Consider the following 26,261-nt stretch of genomic DNA (forward strand, 5'->3'; position numbering starts at 1 on the left):
CTTTTAATCTTTCATCAACCAGCGATCAATATAAGGACGCCCTATACCCATAATCCATATAAAGGTCGTGATGCTACCGAACTGATAAATATATCGCTTTAAATCAAATGAACCAAAGCTATATAAATTATCAAGCAAACAGTAGAGTGCAACGACTGTAGTCCATATCCAAAGGGCTTGACGTTTAATCCCCACCATCCAAAGTGCGACGATGGATATAACAATGGTGAAAATAAGAGAAAGCCTATTGAAATTGGCACACATGACTGAAAGTAAAAATCCCACAATCGGCAGTACAATTTTGAGTACTCGATCCACTTTGAGTCGATGCAGGCGCTGTTTTTCAAGGACATCAAACATTTGTTGTTGATCAGGGTTGACCATACTGAATCCTTATTCCTCGTTAATAAAAACATTATAATTTAACAAAAATTATTACTGAAACACCATGCTATGATACTTGGCAGAAAATCTTAATGAGAAAAATGAGATGCAAAACATCAGCGGAATAATCTATCTCATCTTAATTGCATGTTTATTGCCTTACGTCTTTACAGTGATTGCAAAAAAAACCTCTGGCTTTAAAGGACGAGATAACCAAAATCCGCGCGATTTTTTAGCCAAAACCACCGGCTTGGCCGCACGTGCCAATGCAGCACAGCAAAATAGTTTTGAAAGTTTACCATTATTTATTGCTGCTATTTTAATGGCGGAATATATGGTGGTTCCCCAAACCGTGATCATGACCTTTGGCATTGCGTATATCGTGCTACGTATTATTTACGGCATTTGCTATTTAGCCAATTGGGCAACTTTGCGTAGCATTGTTTGGACCTTATCTTTACTTTGTCCAATTTGCTTATTACTTCTGGTGATTAAATTAACTTAAGATCCTATCAGTCGGCAGAAATACATATTTTGGCGTGGCGGATGTATAATCACAAAGTTATTTAATTCTCAAAAACCGTTATAATCGTGCCGGTTTAAATAAGATTTAACTTGTTAAAGAGTGATGCTATGAGCTACAGCAATATCCCAGCGGGTAAAGATGCACCAAACGACATCTATGTCATTATTGAAATTCCTGCAAATGCAGCACCAATCAAATACGAAATTGACAAAGATTCAGATGCTTTATTCGTAGACCGTTTCATGGGTACAGCAATGTTCTACCCAGCAAACTACGGTTATGTACCAAATACCTTGTCTCTAGATGGCGACCCATTAGACGTATTGGTTGTAACACCATATCCAGTTGAACCAGGTTCAGTGATTCGTTGCCGCCCTGTCGGTAAATTGAACATGGAAGATGACGGTGGTATTGATGCGAAACTGGTTGCTGTACCGCACGAAAAATTGACACCGATCTACAAAGATGTTCAGGAGTACACTGATCTTCCTCCGTTATTGATCAGTCAAATCGAACATTTCTTCCAACACTACAAAGACTTAGAACCAGGAAAATGGGTTAAGTTAAGTGGTTGGGAAGGTGCAGATGTTGCGAAACAAGAAGTGCTTAGCTCAATTGAAGCTTACAAAAATGCATAATTGATTTTTGGTTTTTAGATTTATTTTTTAGAATCTAAAAACAAAAAAAACCTGCACAATGTGCAGGTTTTTTTATTTCTTGAACTTACTGTGAATTAGAACAATTTTACAGGAATGTCGAGCCAGATTCGCCATTCGTTGGTAGAGCCATACCCATTACTGGTGTAGTTTCCACTGACATTATTATAGGTATCGCTGCTACGCAGATAAGAATGACGCAGGCGCAGGCTGGCATCTTTCATCGGACCTGATTGAACCGTGTACTTCACCTGGTTAAAGAATTCATGTTCTTCAGCCTGGTCAACGACGTTAGTACGGTTCTGTGCATCGGCAATATCAATATCCCAGCCATAAACAAAAGCAGAGGTCCAGTTCAGACCTGGGAAACCCTGATTTTTAAAGTTATAGTTGTATTGCAGACCGACTGACTTTTCATCATTCCCGATATAATCACCTAAATAGGAATTCGGTACATAAATACTCTGTAATCCATCAGCATTATAGGCAAAGTCATAACCAGTATTACCCGCATTGTCCTGATAGGCGAGCATGATATTATGCACGTCTTTATTATAGTTTGCAGAAATGCCCCAGATCGAGTTCTGGCGATTGTCAAGATCATTGGTAGTATGTGAGACGGTCTGTGCATCTGTTTCCCAGTCTGTATGATAGCCCGAAAAATCCAAAGTCAGCGCTGCATCATTTTTTAAAGGATGGGTATAGTTCAGATTGGCATAGTGACGGTCTAACTTGTCTTTTATTTCCAGCCCGTAATAGGATGATTTGAATTGCTCATTAAACTTGTATTTTGCACCCCAGATGACGGCACGGTCTAATTTCTGGCCATCAGATTTAATATCATCCGACCACTGGTTTTTTGTGAATTTACCTGCAATCAGACTTAAGTTGTCAATTTCATTACTTTCAACAAGTACACCGGTATAGTATTCAGGGACCAGACGTGCGGTGTTCGTGGCCATGACAGGAATATCGAGCACCTGGGTGCCGTAGGTCGCAGTGGTATTGGATACCCGTGCTTTTACATAAGCACCACCACGTAGCCAGTGGTCATAGGCAGAACCGTCGTTATGGGTTGGAATCATCTGGTTGCCAGAGTGGGCATTTTCACCCAGCTTAAAAGAGGCATCACCGATAATCCCAGCACCAAAGCCGACCACACCCTGAGTGAATCCTGAATCCAGTTTTACAATTGCGGTTTGCGCGGCAGAACTGGTATCGTTAGTCAGACCGTCTTTCTTATCACGAGATAAATAACCAGTACGGAATAGAACCGAGCCTTCAGCATCTTCTATAAAGCCTTTAGCTTCGCTTTGCTCGCTCGCATATGCCGTTGAGATTAATGCAGCTTGAATTAAAATCGCTAAAGTAAGTTTTTGTGTTTTTTGCATTGGGAGAAGGCCTTATACAAAATAGGACGAAGAAATTGGAGGAATTGTATACGTAATGTAGAGCAAAAAAATCTTTTTTTATTCATTTTATTTCATTAAAGTTATGCATTTTTTGAATATAATCTTGGACCTTTGAGGTAACAAAAATATTCAAATTTTGCTATTTGTTAAAATTATTTTACAAAACAATAATATATTTAAGTTATAAGTGACTTGATAAGTAGTTTTGAACACTTATATAGAGCTGAAATTCATCACTAAATCTAAATTTTATAAAATTTTGCTTTTTTAGACTTTAGTCTAGTATGCATTAAAAGCGCTGATTTAGGAATGTTCATAAAGAGGCGAGTGAATAATCAGAAATTTTAAAAAAATTGTATCTCTCTGCAAATTTCATTTAAATTTTTAATGTAAAAATTTAATTTAATTCAATATTAAGCTGACTTATTGATTATTAGTTGAATGAAAGTAAGCCAGATTGATCTAAATAATTGACCAAGAAGTATAAAAAAGTTTTAAAATTCGCAGCCAAATTCATCGTTGAACAGAATCTTTAACTGATTCTACACGGGGTAAAAATGCTGCAAAATTCACACAAAATTGCGTTATCTTTATTGCTTGCCATGAGCACAATGCCTGCATTTGCTGAAGAACAGTCAACTTTACCAGCGGTAGGAGCATTAACAGGCAGTTTTGCGGTGGTCAATAAATATATTTTCCGCGGTGGTGTGGAAAATGATGATGTTGCTCTACAAGCTGGCGTTGAGTATGCACATCAAAGTGGTGTTAGCGTAGGATATTGGGGTTCAACACTCGGTTATGATCCATCTGATGACAGTGAAGATAAAGATCATGGTTTTGAACATGATTTTTATGTGGCGTATGCGCAAGACATTAACCCAGACTGGAGTTATAAAGTTCAAGGAACTGCTTATTACTATCAAGATGGCGGTACAGTTTATGCTGAAGATGGCGATGAACGTAAAACTACAGCATTCGATGTATTAGGTAAATTGGCTTATAAAAACTTAACTTTAAGTGCATCCCTAATGCTTACTGATGCTTCTTTCGCTAACGCGGGAGATGTGTATTTAAGTGCAGCGTACAGTTATGCTTTGCCGCAAAACTTTATGTTGAATACATTAATTGGTGCATCTATTTATAACAGTAGCCGTGATGACAGCATGATTGAAACTAAAAATGAAGTTGCTTTTAATGAAGCGCGTATGGGTATGAGTAAAGAAATTGCAAATATGGGTGCGACAGCATCTTTTGATTATGTAGTCGGTGGTAAGGATCGCTTCGATACAGATTTTGATGATCAAGTTGTATTCGGTTTGAATTTTAATTTTTAAGCTTAAAAATTGTAAGAATTTTTAAAGTGCATAAATTGCTTTAAATTTATGCACTTTTTTTAGGCATAATAAAACAGTTTGATTAAAAAATAGCCTCAAAAAGAGGCATGATGTAAGTAAATATAAATCTTGCTTTAAAGCTGAAGTGAATTTTAATACTGAACAAATTGGCTATAGTATCGAATAAGCTATATTTCAGTTAAATTGATTGTAATGAAGTAAAATTAAATAAAAACAAAATGATAGAGATTTATATTGTTTATTCTATACGACTTGTAGCGATCTCATTTTGCTTTTGGCATAGCAATTGCTATTACCTCATTGAGTTTACCGAAATAACCAAAAAACCGTCGTACTACGATGTGGGGGAATCCAATAATGAAATTTACTCTTAAAGCATTATCTTTAGCCATAGTTGCAACGGCATCTACGTTCACTTTTGCAGATGAAACACCTGCATCACCATTAGGCTTATCCGTGAGTGGAACTGCAGCAGTAACCTCAGATTACCGTTTCCGTGGTATGACGCAAACATTCAATGATCCCGCTGTACAAGCAGGTTTTGTATTGTCACATGAGTCAGGTGCATATGCGGGTGTATGGGGCTCAAATGTTGATTTTGGTGGTACAGCTCACATTGAGCTTGATCCTTACATCGGTTTTGCCACTACTCTGGATAACTTTGCAAATAAACCGTTATTAGATGTAGGTTTATGGTACTACGCTTATCCAAGTGAAAGTGACTTAAACTGGTTGGAATTATACGGTAAATTGACATTTAATGATGTTTTGGTACAAGGTGCAAGTCTGTTGACAGCGGTTAACTATACTAATGATTTCTTGGGCTTAGACACTGATGCATGGTACCTAAATGCAACTTATTCTGTACCTTTTGCTGCAACTGGTTTTGGCGGTGTCGCTGCACTGGGTTATACGCTGGCAGATGAAGATTATTTTGGTGGTGATGACAGTTATTTCGATTGGAAAGCGGGTGTAACTTACTCATTTGCTTCTGTTGATGGTCTAACTGCTGAATTGGCTGCGGTAGGTACAGATATTGATACTGATGGTATGACACATGTTGCGAGCCGTGGAGTAGAAACTGGGGCGGTATTTACCTTAACCAAAACATTCTAATTTCAAATGATTAAAAAACCTTCAAAGTTTGGCTTTGGAGGTTTGTTATGGAATTGATTCAGGGGCTTCAGACATTTCCTTCCTTTGCGCTAAAAATAAATGCTTTATTTCTGCTCACAGGGCAGAAAATGCAGCATGATAACTCACCTGACCTTGAGGCATATCCCCGTCAAAAGACAAAGCCTGAAAATATTGGGCCGGAACATGCTCTAAGATTAATTCGGGAACGGCTTTAAAACCAAATTGCGCATAGAAATCTGGATCACCTAAAACCACACAGCCTTTGGCTGCATGAGTTCTTAATTCAACCAAAGCCGACTGGATGAGTGCTGAACCGATACCTTGCAGTTGCCATTCTGGCAAAACAGCGACAGGCCCCAAGCCATACCAGCCTTGCACACCGGAAGAAATTTGTACCGGTGAAATAGCGATATGTCCGACAATGTGCTGATTTAAAACAGCGACCAAAGAAATGGTCAGTGCATTGGCCTTGCGCAGGGCAGTGACCATGAATTGTTCGTTATGACTGGAGTATGGCTGCTTTTGAAATGCCTGTTCAATCACCTGGCTAATTACCGCATGATCAGCAGGATTTTCACTACGAATGAGTAAGTTATGCATCTAAGATTAGCCCTGTTGTGCCCGATAAGACAACGCTTCGGTTAAATGCTGACTTTGAATCTCGGAATGCTGGGATAAATCCGCAATACTTCGCGCGACACGTAATACCCGATGGTAAGCACGAGCAGACAGATTTAAGCGCTGCTGTGCCATTTCCATGATTTTTTGTGCTTGCGTATTCAGGGGGGCAAATTGCTCTAACTGTTTAGGGCTTAAAGCGTGATTCAGACATTGCTGTCGTTGTATTTGCAAATTATAAGCTTGAATCACGCGCTCACGCACAGTCTGTGAGTTTTCGACCGGCGCTGTATTTTGCAATTCATGCGCTTGTAATGGCGGAACATCCAGATGCAGATCAATACGATCGAGGAGTGGACCAGAAATACGGCTCTGATAACGCTTAATTGCATCTGCTGAACATTGGCAACGAATATCCTGATTAAAAGCATAGCCACATGGGCAGGGATTCATTGCGGCAATCAGCTGAAAATTGGCCGGGAAGGTGATTTGTCGTGAAGCACGAGAAATCACGATTTCTTTAGCTTCAATCGGTTGTCTTAAGACTTCCAATACCTTGCGATCAAATTCAGGCAACTCATCTAAAAATAAAACCCCTAAATGCGCCAAAGTGATTTCACCGGGTTTGGGATGTGAACCGCCACCCACTAGTGCGATCGCTGAAGCAGTATGATGCGGTGCCCGAAAAGGGCGCTGTCCAAAGGGGTGCGAGGTATTGGAAACCGAATAGATGCTGGCAACTTCCAGATTTTCCTGGCTATCTAAAGGCGGTAAAATACTGGCAAGCCGTGATGCTAACAGGGTTTTACCTGTACCCGGCGGACCTTTGAACAATAAAGAATGCCCACCTGCTGCGGCAATTTCCAAAGCACGTCGTGGACGGAGTTGACCTTTGACATCGGCTAAATCAAATTTGTAATGATCTGGTGCAGCAGAGGGGCTGGCTTGATATTGCTGGATGGGCTGTTGATTGGATAAATGTTCACAGACATTCTTTAAATGCTTGGCAGCAAATACTTCAAAATTAGGCAGTTGTGAGGCCTGTTGAGCATTTTGTTCTGGCAGAATCAGTTGATGTCCTGACTGCTGGCAAGCAATTGCAATACTTAAAATACCAGTGATGGGGCGAAGTTGCCCATCCAAAGCCAGTTCGCCTATAAACTCTAGATTATCTGTAACGTTTTCAGAGATTTGCCCAGACGCGATAAGAATTCCTAAAGCGATGGGTAAATCGAGACGTGAGCCATCTTTAGGCAAGTCCGCTGGGGCTAAATTGATGGTTAAGCGCTTAGTCGGAAATTGAAAACCACTATTGATAATGGCAGAGCGCACACGGTCTTTACTTTCACGAACTGCCGCTTCAGGCAGCCCGACAATGGTTAAAGAAGGCAAACCCTGACTGACATGAACTTCGACCTCAATTAAAGGTGCATGAAGTCCAAGCAGACCTCGAGTATAAATTTTAGCAAAAGACATTATTATTGTTCCGTTATAGTGCGTTATTTTTAATCGTTTTGTGTCTTTTAGTGCACCAAAAAAGTGCTTATTTCTTGTTATTGATTTTAATTTCTAATGCTTCAACTTGTTTAAGCAGTTCATTTAAGCGTAAGTTGGCATTATTGAGCGCAGTACGTTGACGTTCAATTTCATCTTTTGAAACCAGATCCATCTTGGAAACAGCTTCATTGAGTAAGGCACGCAAATTGTGTTCAATATCTTTTTTGGGTTGATCTATTTGTTCTAGTATGGCTTGTAATAATGTTTCGATCATTGTTGATTCCCTAAGAGTGCAGAAGTACCAGCAGTGTAGCATTGCTCAAACCTAGACCATAGCCCCCATCGATCAGATATAGTTTTGTTCGATGAGTAAAATCGTAAATTTTATAGAAAAAATGTCTGTTTTTTAAAGATCAGACTACGTTTAAAAGTATAAAATAGGTTATAAAGAAAACTCGTGTCGAAACTCTCTATTTTCCCCCAACCTTAGAAATTTTGGCACGAAATTTGAACATAAAACCTTACTGGTGAAAGAAGCCGAAGGAAAACAAACATGAAGCTCGTAACTGCAATTGTAAAACCCTTTAAATTAGATGACGTGCGTGAAGCACTCTCTGACATTGGTGTTCAAGGGATCACCGTAACTGAAGTCAAAGGCTTTGGTCGTCAAAAAGGTCATACTGAACTTTATCGTGGCGCTGAATATGTCGTTGATTTCTTGCCTAAAGTAAAAATTGAAATTGCAATTAGCGATGATATGGTTGATTCAGTGATTGAATCGATTACGCGTGTTGCAAGCACAGGAAAAATTGGTGACGGTAAAATTTTCGTAACTAATTTAGAACAAGTCATCCGTATTCGTACCGGTGAAACAGGTGCAGACGCTGTCTAATTTGGCACGATGTTTGCTGAGTACCTAATAACTCAAAAAATACTAGGTTGGGGGATACGAATGAAAAAAATGCTCATTGCGCTGAGTTTGTCTGGCGCACTCTTAGGTGGTTCTGTTGCATGGGCTGAAGAAGCTGTAACAGCACCCGCTGCTTCTCAAGGTGTCACAGTGGTTGAAGCTGCTGACACATCGTTAACAAATTCTGAATTAGCTGCGACACCTGCTCCAGCTGAACAAACAGCCGCACCTGCAGAAGAAGTAAAATTAGATACAGGTGATACCGCATGGATTTTAGTGTCTACCGCACTGGTTTTATTGATGACCATTCCAGGTTTAGCATTATTCTACGGTGGTATGGTTCGTAAGAAAAATGTCCTCGGCACAATGGCACACAGCTTTGTTGCAGCAGCAGTTGTCAGTATTACTTGGGTGGTGATTGGTTATACACTCGCTTTTGGAGAAGGTAATGCGTTTATTGGTGGCCTGGATAAAATCATGTTATCCGGCATTACCACAAATGCCTTAACTGGAACCATTCCAGAAATCCTGTTTGTTATTTTCCAAATGACCTTTGCCATCATTACCGTAGCCATCATTACCGGTTCAATTGCAGAACGTATGAAATTCAGCGCTTTCGTTGCATTTATTACCATTTGGAGTGTTGTGGTTTATGCGCCAATTACCCACTGGGTATGGGGTGGTGGCTGGTTAGCTAACGATGGTGCACTCGACTTTGCCGGTGGTACTGTAGTCCACATTAACTCCGGTGTTGCAGGTCTGGTTGCTGCATACATGCTGGGTAAACGTATGGGCTTGGGCCGTGAATCAATGGCACCACATAACCTGACTTTAACTGTAATCGGTGCCAGCCTGGTTTGGGTAGGCTGGTTTGGCTTTAATGGCGGTTCTGCGTTGGGTGCAAATGGTTCAGCAGGTTATGCGCTTGTGGTCACTCAAGTTGCAGCCGCAGCCGCAGCAATTGCATGGTTAATTACTGAAAAAGTGGTTCGTGGTAAAGCCTCTGTATTGGGTGGTGCATCTGGTGCGGTTGCTGGTCTGGTGGTGATTACACCTGCAGCTGGTTTCGTGACTGTAGGCGGTGCCATGGCAATGGGCCTAATTGGCGGTGTCGTGTGTTTCTGGGGTATTACTGCACTTAAACGTGCACTGAAAGCCGATGACTCTTTAGATGCTTTCGGTTTGCATGGTGTAGGCGGTATTGTCGGTGCAATCCTGACTGCAGTATTTGCGAGTGAATTCATCATGGGTGATAAAGTCCCTACAGATATGATGCATCAATTATGGGTGCAAATTGAAGGTGTGCTTGCAACGATTGCTTACTCTGCCGTACTGACTTTCATCATTCTTAAATTGATTGATCTGGTGATTGGTATTCGTGTTGAAGCAGATGATGAACGGATGGGCCTAGACTTAAGTCAACATGGCGAACGTGTCGAATAATAAAAAAGCCAATAATCAATATATTGTGTAAAACAGCCCATAAGGGCTGTTTTTTTTCCATATCTTGCGTAAGCCTCTACAAAACGCAGAATTTTTGCTACACTCTAAATCCGATTTGATTTGTTCAATTAAACCGCTATGCATTGTCCATTTTGCAACGCCGCAGATAGTAAAGTTATCGATTCGCGTTTGGCTGCTGAAGGCTGTCAAATTCGTCGACGTCGTGAATGTATCAGTTGCGGAGAACGATTTACCACTTTTGAAACCTATGAAGTGGTGATGCCTCGGGTAATTAAATCTGATGGCAAGAGTGAACCTTTTGATGAAGCGAAAATGCGTCGTTCATTGATGCATGCTTTACAAAAAAGACCAGTCACACAAGAACAGATTGAAACAGTCCTCAGCGATATCCAACTACAAATTCGTCGCTTAGGCGAGCGTGATGTGAAATCACGCATGATTGGTGAAATTGTCATGCAATCCTTATTTGCCCTCGATCATGTGGCTTATGTGCGTTTTGCCTCGGTGTATCAAGACTTTCAGGATGTAGAAGCTTTTCGACGTCAAATTGAACAAATGCAACAGCGTGAACACTAAGATTTATTTTCCAAGAGCAATTTAATGTCCGAGTTAAATCAAAACTCCATTCAACAAGATCAAGTATGGATGCAACGTGCGATTGAATTAGCGCGACTTGGACAATACTCCACTAAACCCAATCCCAATGTTGGCTGTGTCATCGTTAAAGATGGTCAATTGGTTGGAGAAGGCTTTCATCCCAAAGCGGGACAACCGCATGCGGAAGTCTTTGCCATGCGTCAGGCGGCAGATCAAGCCAAAGGCGCAACCGCTTATGTAACTTTAGAACCGTGTGCGCATTATGGTCGTACACCTCCTTGTGCCAAGGGTTTGGTAGAAGCAGGTATTGCTAAAGTGATTGTGGCTTGTCCTGATCCGAATCCCTTGGTGGCAGGCAAGGGTGTACAAATTTTAAAAGATGCCGGCATTGAAGTTGAAGTGGGCATTTGTGAACCAGAAGCAGGAAAACTTAATCTTGGCTTTCTTAAAGCCATGGCAACAGGCATGCCCTATGTGCGTTTAAAAGTGGCTTCCAGCCTTGATGGTCGAACGGCCATGGCATCGGGTGAATCGAAATGGATTACTGGCCCTGAAGCCCGTCAGGATGTACAGCATTGGCGCGCGATTTCCGGTGTGGTCATTACCGGTATTGAAACGGTACTTGTCGATGATTGTCAGCTTAATGTGCGTCAGCTCAATGACGTAGAAGATATTAATAATATAGTTCAGCCGAAACGTCTGGTACTCGATCGTCAGGGACGTTTACCCCTCAACGCAAAAATACTGCAGCAACCCGATACAGTCATGGTTATGGGACCGCTGCGTCAGGAACTTGCTGATTTAGGCGTGCTACAATTTGCTGTACAGCCTTTAAAAGACTTGCTACAGGCCTTATCTGCACAACATCAAATTTATGATGTGCTGGTGGAAGCAGGGGCAACAGTATCGACTGCCTTTTTACAACAACAGTTAGTCGATGAAATGATCAGCTATGTTGCACCAACATTTTTAGGTCAAACAGCACGTGCAATGTTTAATGCGGAATTTAGCCGTATGGCAGAGCAACTTCGATTTAAGCTCATGGACGTTACCCAATTGGGGAATGATGTGCGCTTAAGGTTAATCCCTTCTCAAGAGACAGTATGAATTCAGAGTCTTCGGTTTATCATAAACGTCGTCATTCAGCACGTACCACAGACGAATATCTTTTCAATCAGCTTGTTCCGTATTTAGGCAATAAACGGCGTTTACTTCATCTGATTTTGGAAGCACTTGAGAGTACGGGAACCTTAAATAGCAAAAATGGTCGTGCCCCGATTTTTGCTGACTTTTTTGCAGGCTCAGGCGTAGTTTCACGTTTGGCCCGTCAAAATGGTTATCGTGTGATTGCCAATGACTGGGAACCTTACAGTCATGCCTTAAATAGTGCGATTCTATCCTGTACAGAAGCACCGGCATTTAAAGAGCTAGGAGGCTATCAAAAAGCCATCGATTACCTCAACCGTTTGCCGGAAGTCAAAGGTTGGGTCACGCATAACCTGTGTCCGCGTAATGACGAAATTTATGATCCGGCTCGTGATCGCTTGTTCTTTAAACGCCGTAACGGTATGCGTATTGATGCGATTCGTCAGCAAATTGCCGCTTGGCAGGCACAAGGGGCGATTGACGATGTCGAGATGAGTGCTTTATTGGCACCTCTGCTTTATTCGGCCAGTTTTGTCAGCAATACTTCAGGTGTATTTAAAAGTTTCCATCATGGTTGGGGTGGAAAAACCCAAACCGCTTTGGAACGGATTGAATCATTACTCTGGCTGACGCCAAGCCGTTTCTGCGCAATTGGTGAACCGAAAAAACCGGCAGCAGAAATGTGGTGTGTCGACGCGCAGCATCTTGCCAATCAAATGAGCGGTTTTGAAGTCGATGTGGCATATCTGGATCCTCCCTATAATCAGCATGCTTATAGTAGTAATTATCACGTACTGAATGCTTTAACTTTGTGGGATCAGGCTGATTTGCCAAGTCCGGATACCAAAGGCTATAAGAGCGGGATTGACCGTGCATGGCGTAAAGAACGTCCAAGTCAGTACAACTCTTCCAAGTATGCCAAAGAAGCGTATGAGAAATTGTTGGCAACGATTAATGCGCGTTATATTCTAACCAGCTATTCGACCGATGGTAATATTGAAGCGGGTGATTTGCTGCAGGCGAATCTGAAACGTGGTCGTGTAACCTTGCTTACTCAAGACGTTCCGCGTTATCGAGTCAGTAAGCAACGTCAGTCAGAGCGTGCACGTGTATTAGAATTTATTGTAATTACCGATACCCATGCCAAATCGGGTCCGCCGCTGCGCCAACTCTTGGGTCAGCTGTATCATTTTGCTGAACTGGGTGGAGTCGATACAACAGGCGTGAGTACGCAACTGGCATTGTGGTAAAACAAATACAGAATTAGAGAACAAATTATGTTTACAGGCATTATTGAAAGTCTAGGCAAAGTGGAAAGTTTACAAAGCGTAGGCGGTGATGTCCGTTTGCGTATTGGTACCAGTCTCGATATGTCAGATGTGCATTTGGGCGATTCCATTGCCACCAACGGGATTTGCCTCACCGTAATTGAATGGGGCGAAAACTGGTACGCCGCCGATGTATCGCGTGAAAGTTTAAACCGCACGACATTAGGCACCTGGAAAGTCGGTCAGCGTGTGAATGTGGAAAAAGCCATGCTTCCAACCACACGTTTTGGCGGCCATATTGTCAGTGGTCATGTCGATGCTGTGGGTGAAATTACTGTTGTTCGTGAAGATGCCCGTTCAATCTATTATGAAGTTAGCGCACCTGCTGAAATTGCAAAATATTTAGCTGAAAAAGGTTCAGTGACTGTGGATGGTATTAGTCTGACCATCAACCATTTACGTGGCAATGTGATTAGCCTGAATTTGATTCCGCATACGGCTGAACGAACTAACATTGGAACGTGGAAAACTGGTGCCAAAGTCAACTTGGAAGTCGATGTGTTAGCACGTTATATCGAGCGTTTAATGTTGGGTGATAAAGCGGCTGAAACCACGGAACCATCAAAATTAAGTATGGCATTTCTTGCAGAAAATGGCTTCTTGAAGTAAAAATCCATAGAATAGAAAACAGTCTGGTTGAGGAATTAGACTGTTTTTTTTATTTTTATTTAGTTTTTTTAGTGGGTTATGGGAATAATGTGGCTAAAGTGGATTTGTGAAAATGCTTGAGTATTTAATGCATATTGAACAATGGTTGCCTACATTGCTGGACAATTATGGTCTGTGGATTTATGCCATTTTATTTCTGATTATTTTTGCAGAAACCGGTTCTGTGTTCATGTTCTTTTTGCCTGGGGACAGTTTGCTGATTGCGATTGGCGCACTATGTTCAACTACAGGTGTGATCCATTTAAACTACATGGGATTATTGCTTTTTAGTGCTTCGGTATTGGGTTATACCGTCAATTATTATACCGGTCAGGTTTTAGGATTTAAATTTTTTCATGAACATTCACGCTTTTTGAAGCCTGAATATATTGTCAAAACCAATCATTATTTTACCAAACATGGTGGAAAAACCATTCTGGTTGCACGTTTTGTCCCGTTTGTCCGTTCATTTGCACCTTTTGCTGCAGGGGCGGGGCACATGAATATTTTCAGTTTTATGCTTTATAACGTAGTAGGCGGATTGATCTGGATTAGTCTGCTATTGGGGATCGGCTATGGCGCCGGCAATATGCTGGGGCTTGCTGTAGATTTATTTTAGGTTTTAAGCGTATAGATCGTATTTGAACTTGTTGAAATTGAATAAAAAAATTTAATGTATGTATTAAAATAACAATAGCCCACCGGAGTGGACTGTTTTGAAGGGTCTGTTTCAGTGTTTGGTAATCGTGACAGCAGTACTTCCTACTGAAGAGCTTAATGCAGCAGGAATAGAAACAGAAAATTGGCCTTTTTCCGCTTCACGGGCAATATAAATCGAAACTGAATGGAAGTCGGCATGGCTTATCCATAAATCTTGAGCAGATACACTCCATTTTTCACCCGAATCCAGTGCAGCAATTTGAGTGGAAATTTGGTTCAAGATATCCATTTTTCTTCCTGAATAAGATGATGTTTAAGCATTTAAATAGTCATGTTTTTAAATCTATTTAAAAACATGACTATTTTGTGACATAAACATGTCATTTATATGACAGTAGAAAAATAGTCTGGATTAATTATGATTAGAAATCAGGATTTAGGAGGCTCATCTGACAGATTGGAGCGCTTTAAAATATAGTCAATTTCGTCTTGGCTGGCTTGATGTAACTTGGCACGAAATACCGTAACCGCCTGTTCAATCAGGGTCTCAGCTTCTAATTCGAGACGTAAACGCACGCTTTCCAGTTCGGATAGCATTGCAGTGTCAGGAATCGACCGCATACCTTTAGAAAAATTCAGTGCTGAGCCTTCAGGATTTTTATGATAACGTGCTGTATAAACATGGGTTTCATGCTCTAAAGTTTGACGAATAAAGGCTAAGGTTTGGGTTTGTTCGGCAAACTGTCGAGCTTCATCTAGCTGCAAGGCGTGAGCATAGGCAGCTTGTTCAGCACGTTTATTTTCCAAAGACTTTTCTAGCGCAAGCTGCTTGCGAATGCGTGCTTCTTCAATCAGTTGTGCCTTACGTTCTACATATGCACGCTCAATTCTCTCAAAAGAGTGTTGTTGTGCTTCTTTATCCTTTTCTAACCACTTTTGGATATTGGTTTCAGGTTTCAGCACATTGCAGACACGGTGTAGGTCATCAATAAATGCCTGACGAACAGCTTCAGGCACATCTAACCAGCGCTGTTTAAAATCTTGACCGACATTTAATGCCACCCCGTATCTCCTTATTTCAATTGACCGGCTAAAGCTTGAAGGTTCGCGGTTCAATACCTAAACGTCGATATTGTTTAAATTTCTCACGACCCCGTTGTTTTGCCGATTCATTATTTTCTATGATTTCTATAATGTGACTAAATTTATCAATCTGTTCAAGCGCTTGATTGTTAAAATTAAACACAATCCAGTCAGATTGTTCCGGCAGTCGAGATGAAATACAAATAGTAGCGTGTTCCTGATCAATCCCATGCGGAATAAAGCTGCTGGGATCAAAACTCCACAATCGTTCATCGAGCTGCTGTTGTAAATCTGGATCTGCACAATACAACCAGATACGTTCCGGTTGCTTCAGAATCTTGCGGCACAAACGGCAAGTGCTTTCCACTTGCCGCTCGGGACTTTTTTCAAATAAGTAAAAGCTAACTTTAGCCATTCGACTGCGCACGGTTCGCCAAGAATTGAACTAAAAGCGGAACAGGGCGACCAGTTGCACCTTTGGCTGTACCTGAGTTCCATGCCGTTCCGGCAATATCTAAATGTGCCCAGCGATATTCGCGGGTGAAGCGTTGCAAGAAACATGCGGCAGTTACAGAGCCGGCTTTAGGCCCACCAATGTTGGCAATGTCGGCAAATGGAGAATCCAGTTGTTCCTGATAGTCTTCAATCACCGGCATGCGCCATACACGGTCAAAAGTCATTTGACCTGCAGCGGTAATTTCAGCCGCCAGTTCATCATCCGGCGTGAACATACCGGTCAGCACTGAACCTAAAGCCACTACACATGCACCGGTCAAGGTTGCAATATCAATCACCAGCGCAGGATTAAAACGTTTGATATAGGTCAGCGTATCGCATAACACCAAACGGCCTTCCGCATCGGTATTTAAAATTTCGACTGTTTGACCGCTCATGGTGGTCACGATGTCACCCGGACGTGTCGCATGACCCGACGGCATGTTTTCAGCAGCCGCAATTGTACCCACTACATGAATTGGCAGTTTTGATTCACACAGCGCGCGCATGGTACCCAAAACAGAAGCAGCACCACACATGTCAAATTTCATTTCATCCATACCCGCACCAGGTTTGAGTGAAATACCGCCGGTATCAAAAGTTACACCTTTACCCACGAGCACGATCGGTGCTTGTTCGGTATTGGCCTGGTATTCCATCGTAATGATGCGTCCCGGACGATCTGATCCTTTGCTGACTGCCAGGAAAGCGCCCATGCCGAGATCAGCCATTTGCTGTTCATCAAGAACGGTTACTTTTAATAGATCCGGATATTCTGCCGCCAAGGCTTGCGCCTGTTCCGCCAGATATTCAGGGAAACAGATATTACCTGGACGATTGCCTAAATCACGTGCCAGGTTTTGACCTGATTGCACCGCATGAATCAGGCTGAGTTGTTGTGCATTTAAACTACTGTTGTTTGCGATAAGATGAATATCTTCAAGGATGAATTCATTTTTTTTGGATTTATATTCATCGAAAGCATAGCTGGCTTGAGTTAAAGCCAAAGCAAATAAATAATGCTGTTCTGGTGCTAAAGCAGAAATATCAATGCTGATCTGTTTGAATTTTTTTTGTGACGCTTTGATAATAGTTTGTGCGATTTTTGCTAATTTAGCCGGCTGAATCTCAACAGCCTTATCAATACCAATCAGGGCACTATTGGTACATGCCGCCACTTTCCCAATCAGGGGTAAAGATTCAGCCAAGCTGGCTTTAAATTGTGCAGCCTCTACTAAAGCATTTAAATCATTGATTTCATAAGCAGTCGCTGCCTTTTGAAGCTGTTCAGAATCGACTAATATTAACAAATATGGGCTAGATGCATTCTCTTGGAATGACGTATTAATTGTCAGTTTCATGTTCTGTATTCATGCCTTTGAAAGTTTGCAAATCATTAAACCATTGAAACATTTCTATGAATAGAGTTTCAATGCGCAACAACAGTATAGGTTTTATATTTTCAACATTCGGGTAAACTAGCGCTAGTTTTTATTAGCCTCTTTTTTGGAAGAATTAATTTGATTATTCGGCGTTATCTGGTCAAGCAAGTGGTGTCTACATCCTTGGTTGTGATTGCCTTGCTTACCTTGATCATGATGGGTGGTCGACTGATCAAGTATTTTGGCGTTGCGGCACAAGGTCGTTTAGATGTCAGTATTTTGTTTAGTATTATTGGTTATCGGCTACCGGAATTTTTAACCCTGATTCTTCCACTGGGCTTTTTTATTGGTTTGATGCTAGTGTTTGGCCGTTTGTATGTCGACCATGAAATGGCAGTCATGAACGGCAGTGGCGTCAGTCGTCATCAGTTGGGTCGCTTGCTGATCCCGCTTACTGTGGTTTTTCTGGCTGTTCAAACTGTTCTGATGGTATGGATGTCTCCTTGGGGGTTGCGTCAGTTTGAAGAGTTGACCACCAATCAGGCGGTCAGAACCGGTTTCGATTTGGTGCGTCCCAAAGAATTTATTTCCTCCGGTCCCTATACCATTTATGCCGGAGACTTGTCAGAAGACCGTCGTAATCTCAAAGATGTGTTTTTCTATCAACGTGCCCAAAAACCGGGTAAACCGGATGTGATGATTTTGGCAAAAGAAGCCACTCGTGTAGAAGTGGCCAATGAAACGGCCAGTATTGTCGATTTATCTGAAGGCCGCCGTTACGAAATTTTTCCGGGAAAGCCAAAATATACCCAAGCAGAGTTTCAATCCTATCGTTTACGTTTAGAAAGTGATGCTGAAGCCAAATTTGAAAGCGCAGAAGTTGAAGCATTGCCGATTGGCAAGCTCTGGAACAACCGTACTGATCCTGTCGTGGCGAGTGAGTTGGGCTGGCGGATTTTCGTGCCATTTTCAGTGGTTGCGGCTTTAATTCTGGCGATTGCACTTTCAGAAGTGAGTCCTCGTCAAGGACGTTATTTAAAACTATTTCCCGCTTTGCTGATTTTCGCCAGTTTGATTGTGGCACTGATGGCAGTGAAAACACGGGTCAGTAAAGATGAATTAGGAATTTGGGCATATCCTTTGGTATTGGTTGTGTATTGCATTGCGGGAGCATTATTCTCCCGAAAACAAAAACTCGCCCCTAAAATCAAGAAACGAATTCAGCAGGCGAGGTCTTAAAAATGTTAGCACGTCGAATAATTGCCAAACATGTGACCAAAACCACGGCATTGGCCATGCTGGGGGCAACAGCAGTGCTCTCTGTTTTACAGGTGCTGTTTACCTATTTGGGTGAATTGGGTTCACTGAACGAAAACTATGGTGCCTGGCAAGCATTCCTCTATGTATTATGGAGCGCACCCCGCTATCTATATGAAATTTTACCTATTTCTGCCTTAATTGGTGCTGTACTCGGTTTAGGGACTTTAGCGTCTAATAGTGAACTGGTGGTAATGCGTTCGGTGGGGGTGAGCCTATGGCGTATTGTTGGCTGGGTGATTCGTTCGGCTCTGATTCTGGTGATTTTATCCTTTGTACTGAGTGAGTGGGTGATTCCTTATACCAATGAGCAAGCCAAAAGCGTGAAAGATCACCGTAGTGTAAGTTCGCTGGGTGAAGTCAGCGGTTACTGGACCCGTGAAGGTCAGCGTTTTATTTATATTGATTATGCCAATGCGCAAGGGCAATTGAAACATGTTCAAGTGGTAGACTTTGATGACAGTTATCATCTGAAAGGGGTTTTAAATGCCGAACAAGGTCAATTCGTTAAAGATGGTGCCTGGAATCTAAAGACTGCTTCACAAATGGATATTTTGCCGCAAGGTAATTCAACCTTGGTCAAAACCGACCAGCTTCCCTTGGCTTTAGCCCTACAGCCAAAATATGTGCATATGGTCACCATTGACCCTGAAGATTTATCACCAAGCCAATTAATAAGTTTTATGAGCTATATGCATGAATACAGCCAAGTGCCGAAAACCTATAAGCTGGCATTTTGGCAAAAAGTCGGTTCGCCATTTGCTTTAATTGCCTTGGTACTGATTGCATGTTCCTTTATTTTTGGTCCTTTACGTCAACAGTCGATGGGTTTCCGTTTGGTCATCGCCTTATTTATTGGCTTAGGATTCTTCTATCTGCAAGACTTCTTGGGCTATGCAAGTTTGGTGTATTCACCTTCACCGGCCTGGTTCGTATTTGTACCGATTGTGCTGATGATGCTGGTGGGCGGTTATTTACTGCGCCGTGCACGTTAGCTGTTGAATAGAGAGTAATAAAAACAATGTGCATGATCAGCCTTGGTCATGATCTGCACATAGAGTCTTAACCGAAAATTCGGTAAGATATACTGATGAAATTGTAAACAAAAGAGTGTTCATTATGACGGATGCAACTGCTGGCAAAATCCCTCACGTATTGGTAATTATGGATGGTGTGGGTCATCGCGAAGCGGTCGAAGACAATGCTTTTCTGGCAGCAAAACGACCTAATTTAACTGCTATGCAACAAAAGCATCCACATGGTTTGATTTCAGGTTCGGGCGAAGATGTCGGTCTGCCTGATGGTCAAATGGGCAACTCTGAAGTGGGTCACATGAACCTGGGTGCAGGTCGTGTGCTATATCAGGATTTCACCCGCATTACCAAGGACATTCGTACTGGTGCTTTTTTTGAGCATGAAGTGTTGATTGATGCGGTAGAGAAAGCCAAAGCTTCAAATGGCGCAGTACATATCTTGGGCTTGTTGTCACAAGGGGGCGTGCATGCGCATGAAGACCATATTGTTGCCATGTGTGAATTGGCATTGAAACGTGGGGCGAAAGTGTATCTGCATGCCTTTCTGGATGGTCGTGATACGCCACCGAAAAGCGCGCAACCGTCTTTAGAAAAATTGGATGCAGTCTTTGCACAATATCCGGGTCAAGGTCGTATTGCGAGCATGATTGGACGTTATTTTGCCATGGATCGTGACAATCGTTGGGATCGTGTTGAACAAGCGTATCGTCTATTGACTGAAGGGGAGGCCGCACGTACCGTAGCAACAGCAGTTGAAGGTCTGGAACAGGCTTATGCGGCAAATGAGTCGGATGAATTTGTGAAAGCTACGCGTATTGGCGAGCTGGCTAAAATCCAGGATGGCGACAGCGTTGTATTTATGAATTTCCGTGCCGATCGTGCGCGTGAAATTACCAAAGCATTTGTCGAAAAAGAATTTGCTGGTTTCGAACGTAAAGTGGTTCCAAACCTGTCTAAATTTGTGATGCTCACCCGTTATCAAGCGACCATTGATGCACCTGTGGCCTATATGCCGGAAGCGTTGAAAAACTCGATTGGCGAATACTTGTCGAATTTGGGTAAAACCCAACTGCGTATTGCTGAAACAGAAAAATATGCGCACGTGACTTTCTTCTTCAGTGGGGGCCGTGAAGATGAATATCCGGGTGAAAAACGTATCCTGATTCCATCGCCAAATGTGGCGACTTATGATCTTAAGCCTGAAATGAGTGCTTATGAAGTCACGGACGAATTGGTGGCTGCGATTAACTCGGGTGAATATGACTTGTTGGTGGTGAACTTTGCCAATGGAGATATGGTGGGCCATACTGGTGTATTTGATGCTGCAGTGAAAGCCGTTGAAGCAGTCGATACCTGTTTAGGTCGTGTATATGAAGCAGTGATGGCACAAAAAGGCCATATGCTGATTACTGCTGACCATGGTAATGTCGAGCAAATGCAGGACTACAAAAGTGGTCAGGTACATACTCAACATACGACAGAACTGGTTCCCTTCATTTATGTGGGACCAACTTCAGCGACCATTGCTGAAGGCGGTGTGCTGGCAGATGTTGCGCCGACATTGTTGAGCCTCATGCAAATTCCTGTACCTGAAGAAATGAAAGGTCGTAATTTGATTACTTTAAAATCATAAAATTAACCCGATAAACAGGTGAAAGGATGGCTTTACAACGCTGCAAGATGGTTGTCGCTTTAACAACATTATTCATCTGTGTGAGCCATTCTGCACTTGCTGCTGTGAAAGATCAGCCTGTTTTAGATTTTGATGATGAAGTCGAACAAAATTATGCTGAAATTCCGGTGGAATCGATTCAGCAATTTGTTCAGATCTATAGCATTGTCAAAGAAAATTATGTTGATGCCAAAAATGATGATGCATTATTTCAGCAAGCGATTAAAGGCTTGGTCAGTGGCCTGGACCGTTATTCCCGCTACTTAAGTCCTGAAGATTATAAGCAACTCTTACAATATACCGAAGGCGATATTGCCTCTGTCGATTTTGAACTGATTTATGATCAGCAGTTACATCAATGGGTCATTCAGGGTTTAAAGGAAAATGCCGATTCTACCAAGCAAGGTTTACGCAATGGCGTAACGGTATTTAAGATTGATGATCAAGAACTCAAAAAACTCAATCATGATCAGGTCAATAACCTGCTCAATGGTTCGATTGGTTCGACCTTAACTTTGCAACTGGCACCGAATAGCGCTCCAATGAGTTTGGTGCGTAGTAAGAAAATAGAAACCGATATCCAAGCCAACATTTTGCATAATCAGGTCTTAGTGATCAAAGTCAAAGTTTTTCAACAAGATACTGCCAATGAAATTAAACGCTTAATTGAAGAGCACTCTTCCTCGCGTCTTAAAGCGGTGTTGCTTGATTTAAGAAATAATCCGGGCGGATTATTGTCTGCTGCGGTTGAATCTGCTGACTTATTTTTGAATCAAGGGGTGATTGTTTCTACCAAAAGCCGTTCTGAAGGTGATCAACAGTTTCAGGCCTTACCGAGTTTTGAATTTCAAAATTTAAAGCTGGGCATTTTAATCAATAACCGTTCTGCCTCAGCCGCTGAAGTCTTTACTGCGGCAATGAAAGACCATGGCCGTGCTTGGGTCGTCGGTGAGAAGAGCTATGGAAAAGGTGTGGTACAAAAACTTTTTCCGCTTTCCAACGGTGCCGCTTTACAGATGACGGTATCGCATTATTACACCCCGAAAGGACAGATGATTGAAGGCGTCGGGATTCAGCCGAATCAACAATACCTGCTGCAACATGAGATGAAAGAAGAAAACTATCTTGAACATGTTGCAGAAATCATTCTAAACCGTAAATAAGGATTTATTCATCGTCTGTATCTAAACCAAATTTCTTTAAACGGTAACGTAAAGAGCGAAAAGACATGCCCAGTTTTTTGGCTGCCAGCGTTCTGTTCCAATGGGTTAGGTTTAGCGCATTGAGTAAAATATCTTTTTCAATATTTTCCAGATAAAGCTCTAAACCTTCATCGGGTAGCTTTTTGGCAGAGACTAAAATCTCACTACGAAAAGCAGGGCTAGATTCTTCCTGACTGTCTAAGGGAGCAACAGCTGGATAACGCAACGGGGCACTTTGTAAGTGCTGCAAGTCAATTTTATCCTCATCACTTAGTGTGATGGCGCGTTCCATAATATTACGCAGCTCACGGACATTGCCCGGATAATACTGGCTTAGCAAAAAGTTTTTCGCGCGTTCAGTCAGTTGTTTTGGAGCAATACCCCATTCTTGGCTAATTTTTTGAATAAAATGATGCGCCAATAAAATAATATCATCACCCCGTTCACGCAGTGGCGGAAGCACCAGATCCATCACATGAATACGGAAGAATAAATCTTGTCGAAATCTGCCTTGTTGCACCAATGCTTCCAAGTCCTGATGGCTGGCACTAATCACACGAAAATCCACATCAATTTCAGCATCTGAACCGACGGGACGAATCCGTTTTTCCTGTACCGCACGCAGTAGTTTGACCTGCATGGTTAAAGGCAATTCAGCAATTTCATCTAAAAACAGACTGCCACCGTGTGCAGATTGAATTAGGCCTTGTTTGTCTTGAGTTGCACCTGTAAAGCTGCCTTTTTTATGCCCAAACAGTTCACTTTCCATCAGTTCAGTTGGAATAGCGCCACAGTTAATCGCAATAAAAGGGCCTTCATTGCGATTACTAAGTCGATGCACCAGATTGGCAATAACTTCTTTTCCAGTTCCAGATTCACCGGTAATAAATACAGGCGCTTGAGAACGTGCAATTTTATTTAAGGTAATGCGTAATTGCTGAATCGGCAGGGATTGGCCAATTAATAATTTTTGTTCCAGCGTATCTTCTTTACTTTGAAAATTTTCGACCGGTTTGTTCAAAGCTTTTTGTAAGAGTTGTTCCAGGTGTTTCTGATTAATCGGTTTGCTGACAAAATCAAAAGCGCCGGCTTTTAATGCAGCAATTGCAATTTCCATATTGCCATAGGCAGTGAGAACAGCTACAGGAAGTGCTGGAAGATGCTGGCTAATCCATTCTACCAATTGGAGTCCATTGCCATCCGGTAAATTTAAATCCGTTAAACAAGCATCATAACTATTTTCAGATAAGCATTTTTTTGCCTGTTCAAGACGATGTGCGATATGAGTTTTAATCCCCATGCGTGACAAAGACATTTGCATTAATGTACACAAATCTTCCTCATCATCTACCAATAAAACAAGTGGTTGTCGTTCCACAATTACACCCCAACGCTATTAATTTAAAGCAACATCTAGGCATTCTATTCGAAAGCATGCCCCTTGTTTTTGTTCTACATAGTCCAGTTTTGCTTGATTCGCCTCACAAAAACTATGTGATAAGTACAATCCTAAACCAGTTCCCGTGATTTCGGTACTAAAAAAAGGTTGAAATAGGTAGGTCAAATCTTTGGGTGCCACACCTGAGCCAAAATCTCGGACTTCAATTCGGACATTGGATCCATGTGAGTAAATGTTTAATTCAATATGTGAATGCTCAGGTGAATTGTGCCGAATTGCATTACGTATCAGGTTAATCAGAACTTGGCGAAATTGTGCTTCATCAAAATTAATCGAAATTTTATTTTGTATGGTGTATCGAATCTGGTTGATGATATCAGATAAATCTTCCTGGATCATTTGTGGAATAAATTGATTCAGTTGAATCTGTACAGGATGCGTTTCTCTATTTCGCACCATATTCAAGGTGTCTTGCACAATACGGTCAATGCGCTGTGCTTGTTTTGCAATCATCTGACTTAATAGATTTTGTTGGTTTGGATCACTATCTAGCAACAGTTCGTTGGCTTGAACAATAGCAGCTAAAGGGTTGCGAATTTCATGGGCAATACTGGCAGACAATTGTCCTAAAGCTGCCAGTTTTAATTGTTGTACCCTTTGATTAATTTTACCGGCATCTTGCAGTACCAATAGGGTAAGGGTCTGATGGGGAACCATTAATTTCTGCACTTCAATATGCATATGATAACGGCTCAGCTGTGACTCGAATTGAAATCTTTCACCATCTTGAAGCTGGTCAAATTTAATTAATTCAAATAAATCAGGTTGTATTTTGTATAAAGGATATTTGTCATAGGCATAGAGTGGGGGAATACCCAAAATCAGACAAGCCGCAGGATTACTCAGCACGATATGGCAGTTTTCATCCAGAACCAGATAACCGAGTTCAATCTGTTCCAGAATATAACGGTTAAGATTTTGCAGCCGGTTCAGTTCCAAAGATTGAGAAAAATTTAAATTTTCCAGTAATTGGAAACGCCGTACAGCAATTTGAGCACTGCCATAGACCACAAAAAACAGAAAGGCCAATAAGGCGCTATTACCAATATTATTTAAGGAAGAAAAATCAAAAATACTGCCTAAAAAAGTTTGATAAATAACGCTAATGACAGCAATAAGAGTCGTGATTAAGGCTTTTTTTGCATCTAATAATAAAGAAGCGGCAAAGATAGTAATCACGAATAGCAGACTTAAATGTAGATTCGGACCATCCAGCGCTAAAGTGAGCAAGCTCAAAGCAATCACATCAACAGCAAATAACAGCGTGAGTTGTTGGGGAATATTGGTCCGTATTTTCTTAAGACTCAGCAGTTGCATGCAGCCTATCGCTACAAAGCAAATGAGCACGTAAAGATAGAGCTGTGGATAGCGATACTCTGTATTTAAGTGTTGATATGTGAGTAAAAAAATGAGCAGAAGACAAGTCGCAATAATCAGTCTGTAAGCGCCATACCAGATGCCTAAATGATACTGATTAAACTCAAAATTTGGGGTGTGTTGCGTCATGCATGTCTTCTAGAAGCTAAATTAAAAGCATTAAGGTTTAATCAGCCCATAACGAATGGCTAAATGGGTCAGTTTCACATCACTATCTAAATTTAATTTTTCAAAGATACGATAACGATAGGTATTCACGGTTTTTACACTGACAAAAAGTTTATCGGCAATTTCTTGCGCACTAATACAATTCACCACCATCATCGCGACCTGCATTTCACGTTCAGAAAGTGCATCAAATGGCGATTGTTGGGTATCTGAAAGATATGAACTGGCCAGTTGCTCGGCAATGTCTGCACTGAAATATTTACCCCCTTGCATGACTTTATTGATGGCACGAACCATTTCGGTCACAGGGGCGCCCTTGGTGATATAACCTTTCGCGCCTGCTTTGAGCAACAAGGATGGATAAGGTTCTTCAGCCAGACCACTAACAGCAACGACTTTGGTTTCAGGTGCGGTTTGCAACAGACGGCGAGTCGTTTCTACCCCACCAATGCCCGGCATATTGACATCGAGTAAAACCACATTCGGATGATGGTGACGGACTAAGGTAATCGCTTCTTCCCCAGATTCAGCCTGACCAATCACTTGCACATCCGCATGGTCTTCGAGCATTCGGCAAATCCCGGTACGTACTAACTCATGATCATCTACTACTAAAACTGTGATCACCTATTTCTCCCCTCATATAAAAAAAGCATGTTTTTTGTTACATAAAGCAAAATAAGCTTGCAATGAAATGACAAAATTAGCAATCCTATTATCAATCTTTAAGTGAA

27 protein-coding genes are annotated in these 26,261 nt (G+C 41.7%); 15 read left to right on the forward strand and 12 right to left on the reverse strand.

Translation table 11 applies throughout. The features are described from left to right. Window positions 1–3: 3 nt before the first annotated feature. Window positions 4–384 carry a hypothetical protein gene (locus ACP69Y_RS11205; RefSeq protein WP_425918470.1) on the reverse strand — a complete coding sequence of 127 codons (381 nt, stop codon included), beginning with the start codon at window positions 382–384 and terminating at the stop codon, window positions 4–6. 106 nt (window positions 385–490) lie between these two features. Here ACP69Y_RS11205 and ACP69Y_RS11210 point away from each other — a divergent pair, with 106 nt between their 5' ends. Continuing rightward, window positions 491–889, forward strand: a complete 399-nt coding sequence (locus ACP69Y_RS11210) for an MAPEG family protein (protein WP_425918471.1) — start codon at window positions 491–493, stop codon at window positions 887–889. 128 nt (window positions 890–1,017) lie between these two features. Further along, complete coding sequence (gene ppa / locus ACP69Y_RS11215; RefSeq protein ID WP_131363554.1) at window positions 1,018–1,548, forward strand: inorganic diphosphatase; 531 nt, start codon at window positions 1,018–1,020, stop codon at window positions 1,546–1,548. A gap of 95 nt (window positions 1,549–1,643) precedes the next feature. Here the strand turns inward: ppa and ACP69Y_RS11220 are convergent, their stop codons facing one another. Further along, the gene (locus ACP69Y_RS11220) at window positions 1,644–2,957 is read right to left on the reverse strand and encodes an OprD family outer membrane porin (RefSeq protein ID WP_425918472.1); all 1,314 of its coding nucleotides are present in this window, start codon (window positions 2,955–2,957) and stop codon (window positions 1,644–1,646) included. 578 nt (window positions 2,958–3,535) lie between these two features. Here ACP69Y_RS11220 and ACP69Y_RS11225 point away from each other — a divergent pair. Next, the gene (locus ACP69Y_RS11225; RefSeq protein WP_425918473.1) at window positions 3,536–4,312 is read left to right on the forward strand and encodes a TorF family putative porin; all 777 of its coding nucleotides are present in this window, start codon (window positions 3,536–3,538) and stop codon (window positions 4,310–4,312) included. 378 nt (window positions 4,313–4,690) lie between these two features. Continuing rightward, window positions 4,691–5,449, forward strand: a complete 759-nt coding sequence (locus ACP69Y_RS11230) for a TorF family putative porin (RefSeq protein ID WP_425918474.1) — start codon at window positions 4,691–4,693, stop codon at window positions 5,447–5,449. A 114-nt stretch (window positions 5,450–5,563) separates the two neighbouring features. On the opposite strand, the gene ACP69Y_RS11235 is transcribed toward ACP69Y_RS11230, so the two are convergent. The 3 genes from ACP69Y_RS11235 to ACP69Y_RS11245 form a co-directional block, all read right to left on the reverse strand. Next, a complete protein-coding gene (locus tag ACP69Y_RS11235) occupies window positions 5,564–6,070 on the reverse strand; it encodes a GNAT family N-acetyltransferase (RefSeq protein ID WP_425918475.1) in 507 nt (168 codons plus the stop codon). Between the two features lie 6 nt (window positions 6,071–6,076). Next, complete coding sequence (locus ACP69Y_RS11240) at window positions 6,077–7,564, reverse strand: YifB family Mg chelatase-like AAA ATPase (protein WP_425918476.1); 1,488 nt, start codon at window positions 7,562–7,564, stop codon at window positions 6,077–6,079. Window positions 7,565–7,631: 67 nt separating this feature from the next. Next, on the reverse strand, window positions 7,632–7,859 hold the full coding sequence (locus ACP69Y_RS11245; RefSeq protein WP_131216088.1) for an accessory factor UbiK family protein: 228 nt from the start codon (window positions 7,857–7,859) through the stop codon (window positions 7,632–7,634). Between the two features lie 279 nt (window positions 7,860–8,138). On the opposite strand from ACP69Y_RS11245, the gene glnK reads away from it, so the two are divergent. From glnK to ACP69Y_RS11280, 7 genes are all read left to right on the forward strand, one after another. Then, complete coding sequence (glnK, locus tag ACP69Y_RS11250) at window positions 8,139–8,477, forward strand: P-II family nitrogen regulator (RefSeq protein WP_067722465.1); 339 nt, start codon at window positions 8,139–8,141, stop codon at window positions 8,475–8,477. 60 nt (window positions 8,478–8,537) lie between these two features. Continuing rightward, window positions 8,538–9,938: an ammonium transporter gene (locus ACP69Y_RS11255; protein ID WP_425918477.1), complete on the forward strand. Its 1,401-nt coding sequence runs from the start codon at window positions 8,538–8,540 to the stop codon at window positions 9,936–9,938. Window positions 9,939–10,076: 138 nt separating this feature from the next. Further along, window positions 10,077–10,535 carry a transcriptional regulator NrdR gene (gene nrdR / locus ACP69Y_RS11260; protein ID WP_067865992.1) on the forward strand — a complete coding sequence of 153 codons (459 nt, stop codon included), beginning with the start codon at window positions 10,077–10,079 and terminating at the stop codon, window positions 10,533–10,535. Between the two features lie 24 nt (window positions 10,536–10,559). Beyond that, window positions 10,560–11,663 carry a bifunctional diaminohydroxyphosphoribosylaminopyrimidine deaminase/5-amino-6-(5-phosphoribosylamino)uracil reductase RibD gene (ribD, locus tag ACP69Y_RS11265; RefSeq protein ID WP_425918478.1) on the forward strand — a complete coding sequence of 368 codons (1,104 nt, stop codon included), beginning with the start codon at window positions 10,560–10,562 and terminating at the stop codon, window positions 11,661–11,663. Then, window positions 11,660–12,952 (forward strand): DNA adenine methylase, encoded by a 1,293-nt coding sequence (locus ACP69Y_RS11270; protein WP_425918479.1) that lies wholly within the window; start codon window positions 11,660–11,662, stop codon window positions 12,950–12,952. Before ribD ends, ACP69Y_RS11270 begins: the two co-directional genes overlap by 4 nt. A gap of 27 nt (window positions 12,953–12,979) precedes the next feature. Beyond that, the gene (locus tag ACP69Y_RS11275; protein ID WP_425918480.1) at window positions 12,980–13,639 is read left to right on the forward strand and encodes a riboflavin synthase; all 660 of its coding nucleotides are present in this window, start codon (window positions 12,980–12,982) and stop codon (window positions 13,637–13,639) included. A gap of 112 nt (window positions 13,640–13,751) precedes the next feature. Then, a complete protein-coding gene (locus ACP69Y_RS11280; RefSeq protein ID WP_425918481.1) occupies window positions 13,752–14,297 on the forward strand; it encodes a VTT domain-containing protein in 546 nt (181 codons plus the stop codon). 111 nt (window positions 14,298–14,408) lie between these two features. On the opposite strand, the gene ACP69Y_RS11285 is transcribed toward ACP69Y_RS11280, so the two are convergent. The 4 genes from ACP69Y_RS11285 to ACP69Y_RS11300 all read right to left on the reverse strand — a co-directional run bounded on the left by ACP69Y_RS11285 (window position 14,409) and on the right by ACP69Y_RS11300 (window position 17,277). Beyond that, window positions 14,409–14,627: a hypothetical protein gene (locus tag ACP69Y_RS11285; RefSeq protein ID WP_425918482.1), complete on the reverse strand. Its 219-nt coding sequence runs from the start codon at window positions 14,625–14,627 to the stop codon at window positions 14,409–14,411. A 140-nt stretch (window positions 14,628–14,767) separates the two neighbouring features. Then, entirely contained in the window at window positions 14,768–15,400 is a 633-nt protein-coding gene (blhA, locus tag ACP69Y_RS11290) for a cell division protein BlhA (protein WP_425918483.1), read from the reverse strand. A gap of 28 nt (window positions 15,401–15,428) precedes the next feature. Beyond that, window positions 15,429–15,836, reverse strand: coding sequence for a DNA polymerase III subunit chi (locus ACP69Y_RS11295; RefSeq protein ID WP_425918484.1), 408 nt, complete (start codon window positions 15,834–15,836; stop codon window positions 15,429–15,431). Further along, window positions 15,829–17,277, reverse strand: coding sequence for a leucyl aminopeptidase (locus tag ACP69Y_RS11300; RefSeq protein WP_425918485.1), 1,449 nt, complete (start codon window positions 17,275–17,277; stop codon window positions 15,829–15,831). The genes ACP69Y_RS11295 and ACP69Y_RS11300 overlap by 8 nt, the downstream gene beginning before the upstream one ends. A gap of 159 nt (window positions 17,278–17,436) precedes the next feature. Here ACP69Y_RS11300 and lptF point away from each other — a divergent pair, with 159 nt between their 5' ends. The 4 genes from lptF to ACP69Y_RS11320 all read left to right on the forward strand — a co-directional run bounded on the left by lptF (window position 17,437) and on the right by ACP69Y_RS11320 (window position 22,484). Further along, window positions 17,437–18,537 (forward strand): LPS export ABC transporter permease LptF, encoded by a 1,101-nt coding sequence (gene lptF / locus ACP69Y_RS11305; protein WP_425918486.1) that lies wholly within the window; start codon window positions 17,437–17,439, stop codon window positions 18,535–18,537. Between the two features lie 2 nt (window positions 18,538–18,539). Next, window positions 18,540–19,610 carry an LPS export ABC transporter permease LptG gene (gene lptG, locus ACP69Y_RS11310; RefSeq protein ID WP_425918487.1) on the forward strand — a complete coding sequence of 357 codons (1,071 nt, stop codon included), beginning with the start codon at window positions 18,540–18,542 and terminating at the stop codon, window positions 19,608–19,610. A gap of 124 nt (window positions 19,611–19,734) precedes the next feature. Beyond that, entirely contained in the window at window positions 19,735–21,282 is a 1,548-nt protein-coding gene (gpmI, locus tag ACP69Y_RS11315) for a 2,3-bisphosphoglycerate-independent phosphoglycerate mutase (protein ID WP_425918488.1), read from the forward strand. A gap of 26 nt (window positions 21,283–21,308) precedes the next feature. Further along, on the forward strand, window positions 21,309–22,484 hold the full coding sequence (locus ACP69Y_RS11320; RefSeq protein WP_425918489.1) for a S41 family peptidase: 1,176 nt from the start codon (window positions 21,309–21,311) through the stop codon (window positions 22,482–22,484). A 4-nt stretch (window positions 22,485–22,488) separates the two neighbouring features. Here ACP69Y_RS11320 and ACP69Y_RS11325 read toward each other — a convergent pair whose 3' ends face one another. From ACP69Y_RS11325 to gacA, 3 genes are read right to left on the reverse strand one after another with little or no spacing between them, the layout of a single operon-like run. Further along, window positions 22,489–23,904: a sigma-54-dependent transcriptional regulator gene (locus tag ACP69Y_RS11325; protein ID WP_425918559.1), complete on the reverse strand. Its 1,416-nt coding sequence runs from the start codon at window positions 23,902–23,904 to the stop codon at window positions 22,489–22,491. A gap of 15 nt (window positions 23,905–23,919) precedes the next feature. Then, window positions 23,920–25,488, reverse strand: coding sequence for a sensor histidine kinase (locus tag ACP69Y_RS11330; protein ID WP_425918490.1), 1,569 nt, complete (start codon window positions 25,486–25,488; stop codon window positions 23,920–23,922). Window positions 25,489–25,518: 30 nt separating this feature from the next. After that, window positions 25,519–26,154: a response regulator transcription factor GacA gene (gacA, locus tag ACP69Y_RS11335; protein WP_067722434.1), complete on the reverse strand. Its 636-nt coding sequence runs from the start codon at window positions 26,152–26,154 to the stop codon at window positions 25,519–25,521. Window positions 26,155–26,261 lie beyond the last annotated feature (107 nt).

It is taken from the genome of Acinetobacter sp. TSRC1-2, from assembly GCF_049895885.1.
Lineage (GTDB): Bacteria > Pseudomonadota > Gammaproteobacteria > Pseudomonadales > Moraxellaceae > Acinetobacter.

Excerpts from the sequence above, each read along its gene's own strand:
- ACP69Y_RS11205 (WP_425918470.1), bottom strand. The coding sequence starts at position 384 with ATGGTCAACCCTGATCAACAACAAATGTTTGATGTCCTTGAAAAACAG.
- ACP69Y_RS11210 (WP_425918471.1), top strand. The coding sequence starts at position 491 with ATGCAAAACATCAGCGGAATAATCTATCTCATCTTAATTGCATGTTTA.
- ppa (WP_131363554.1), top strand. The coding sequence starts at position 1,018 with ATGAGCTACAGCAATATCCCAGCGGGTAAAGATGCACCAAACGACATC.
- ACP69Y_RS11220 (WP_425918472.1), bottom strand. The coding sequence starts at position 2,957 with ATGCAAAAAACACAAAAACTTACTTTAGCGATTTTAATTCAAGCTGCA.
- ACP69Y_RS11225 (WP_425918473.1), top strand. The coding sequence starts at position 3,536 with ATGCTGCAAAATTCACACAAAATTGCGTTATCTTTATTGCTTGCCATG.
- ACP69Y_RS11230 (WP_425918474.1), top strand. The coding sequence starts at position 4,691 with ATGAAATTTACTCTTAAAGCATTATCTTTAGCCATAGTTGCAACGGCA.
- ACP69Y_RS11235 (WP_425918475.1), bottom strand. The coding sequence starts at position 6,070 with ATGCATAACTTACTCATTCGTAGTGAAAATCCTGCTGATCATGCGGTA.
- ACP69Y_RS11240 (WP_425918476.1), bottom strand. The coding sequence starts at position 7,564 with ATGTCTTTTGCTAAAATTTATACTCGAGGTCTGCTTGGACTTCATGCA.
- ACP69Y_RS11245 (WP_131216088.1), bottom strand. The coding sequence starts at position 7,859 with ATGATCGAAACATTATTACAAGCCATACTAGAACAAATAGATCAACCC.
- glnK (WP_067722465.1), top strand. The coding sequence starts at position 8,139 with ATGAAGCTCGTAACTGCAATTGTAAAACCCTTTAAATTAGATGACGTG.
- ACP69Y_RS11255 (WP_425918477.1), top strand. The coding sequence starts at position 8,538 with ATGAAAAAAATGCTCATTGCGCTGAGTTTGTCTGGCGCACTCTTAGGT.
- nrdR (WP_067865992.1), top strand. The coding sequence starts at position 10,077 with ATGCATTGTCCATTTTGCAACGCCGCAGATAGTAAAGTTATCGATTCG.
- ribD (WP_425918478.1), top strand. The coding sequence starts at position 10,560 with ATGTCCGAGTTAAATCAAAACTCCATTCAACAAGATCAAGTATGGATG.
- ACP69Y_RS11270 (WP_425918479.1), top strand. The coding sequence starts at position 11,660 with ATGAATTCAGAGTCTTCGGTTTATCATAAACGTCGTCATTCAGCACGT.
- ACP69Y_RS11275 (WP_425918480.1), top strand. The coding sequence starts at position 12,980 with ATGTTTACAGGCATTATTGAAAGTCTAGGCAAAGTGGAAAGTTTACAA.
- ACP69Y_RS11280 (WP_425918481.1), top strand. The coding sequence starts at position 13,752 with ATGCTTGAGTATTTAATGCATATTGAACAATGGTTGCCTACATTGCTG.
- ACP69Y_RS11285 (WP_425918482.1), bottom strand. The coding sequence starts at position 14,627 with ATGGATATCTTGAACCAAATTTCCACTCAAATTGCTGCACTGGATTCG.
- ACP69Y_RS11295 (WP_425918484.1), bottom strand. The coding sequence starts at position 15,836 with ATGGCTAAAGTTAGCTTTTACTTATTTGAAAAAAGTCCCGAGCGGCAA.
- ACP69Y_RS11300 (WP_425918485.1), bottom strand. The coding sequence starts at position 17,277 with ATGAAACTGACAATTAATACGTCATTCCAAGAGAATGCATCTAGCCCA.
- lptG (WP_425918487.1), top strand. The coding sequence starts at position 18,540 with ATGTTAGCACGTCGAATAATTGCCAAACATGTGACCAAAACCACGGCA.
- gpmI (WP_425918488.1), top strand. The coding sequence starts at position 19,735 with ATGACGGATGCAACTGCTGGCAAAATCCCTCACGTATTGGTAATTATG.
- ACP69Y_RS11320 (WP_425918489.1), top strand. The coding sequence starts at position 21,309 with ATGGCTTTACAACGCTGCAAGATGGTTGTCGCTTTAACAACATTATTC.
- ACP69Y_RS11330 (WP_425918490.1), bottom strand. The coding sequence starts at position 25,488 with ATGACGCAACACACCCCAAATTTTGAGTTTAATCAGTATCATTTAGGC.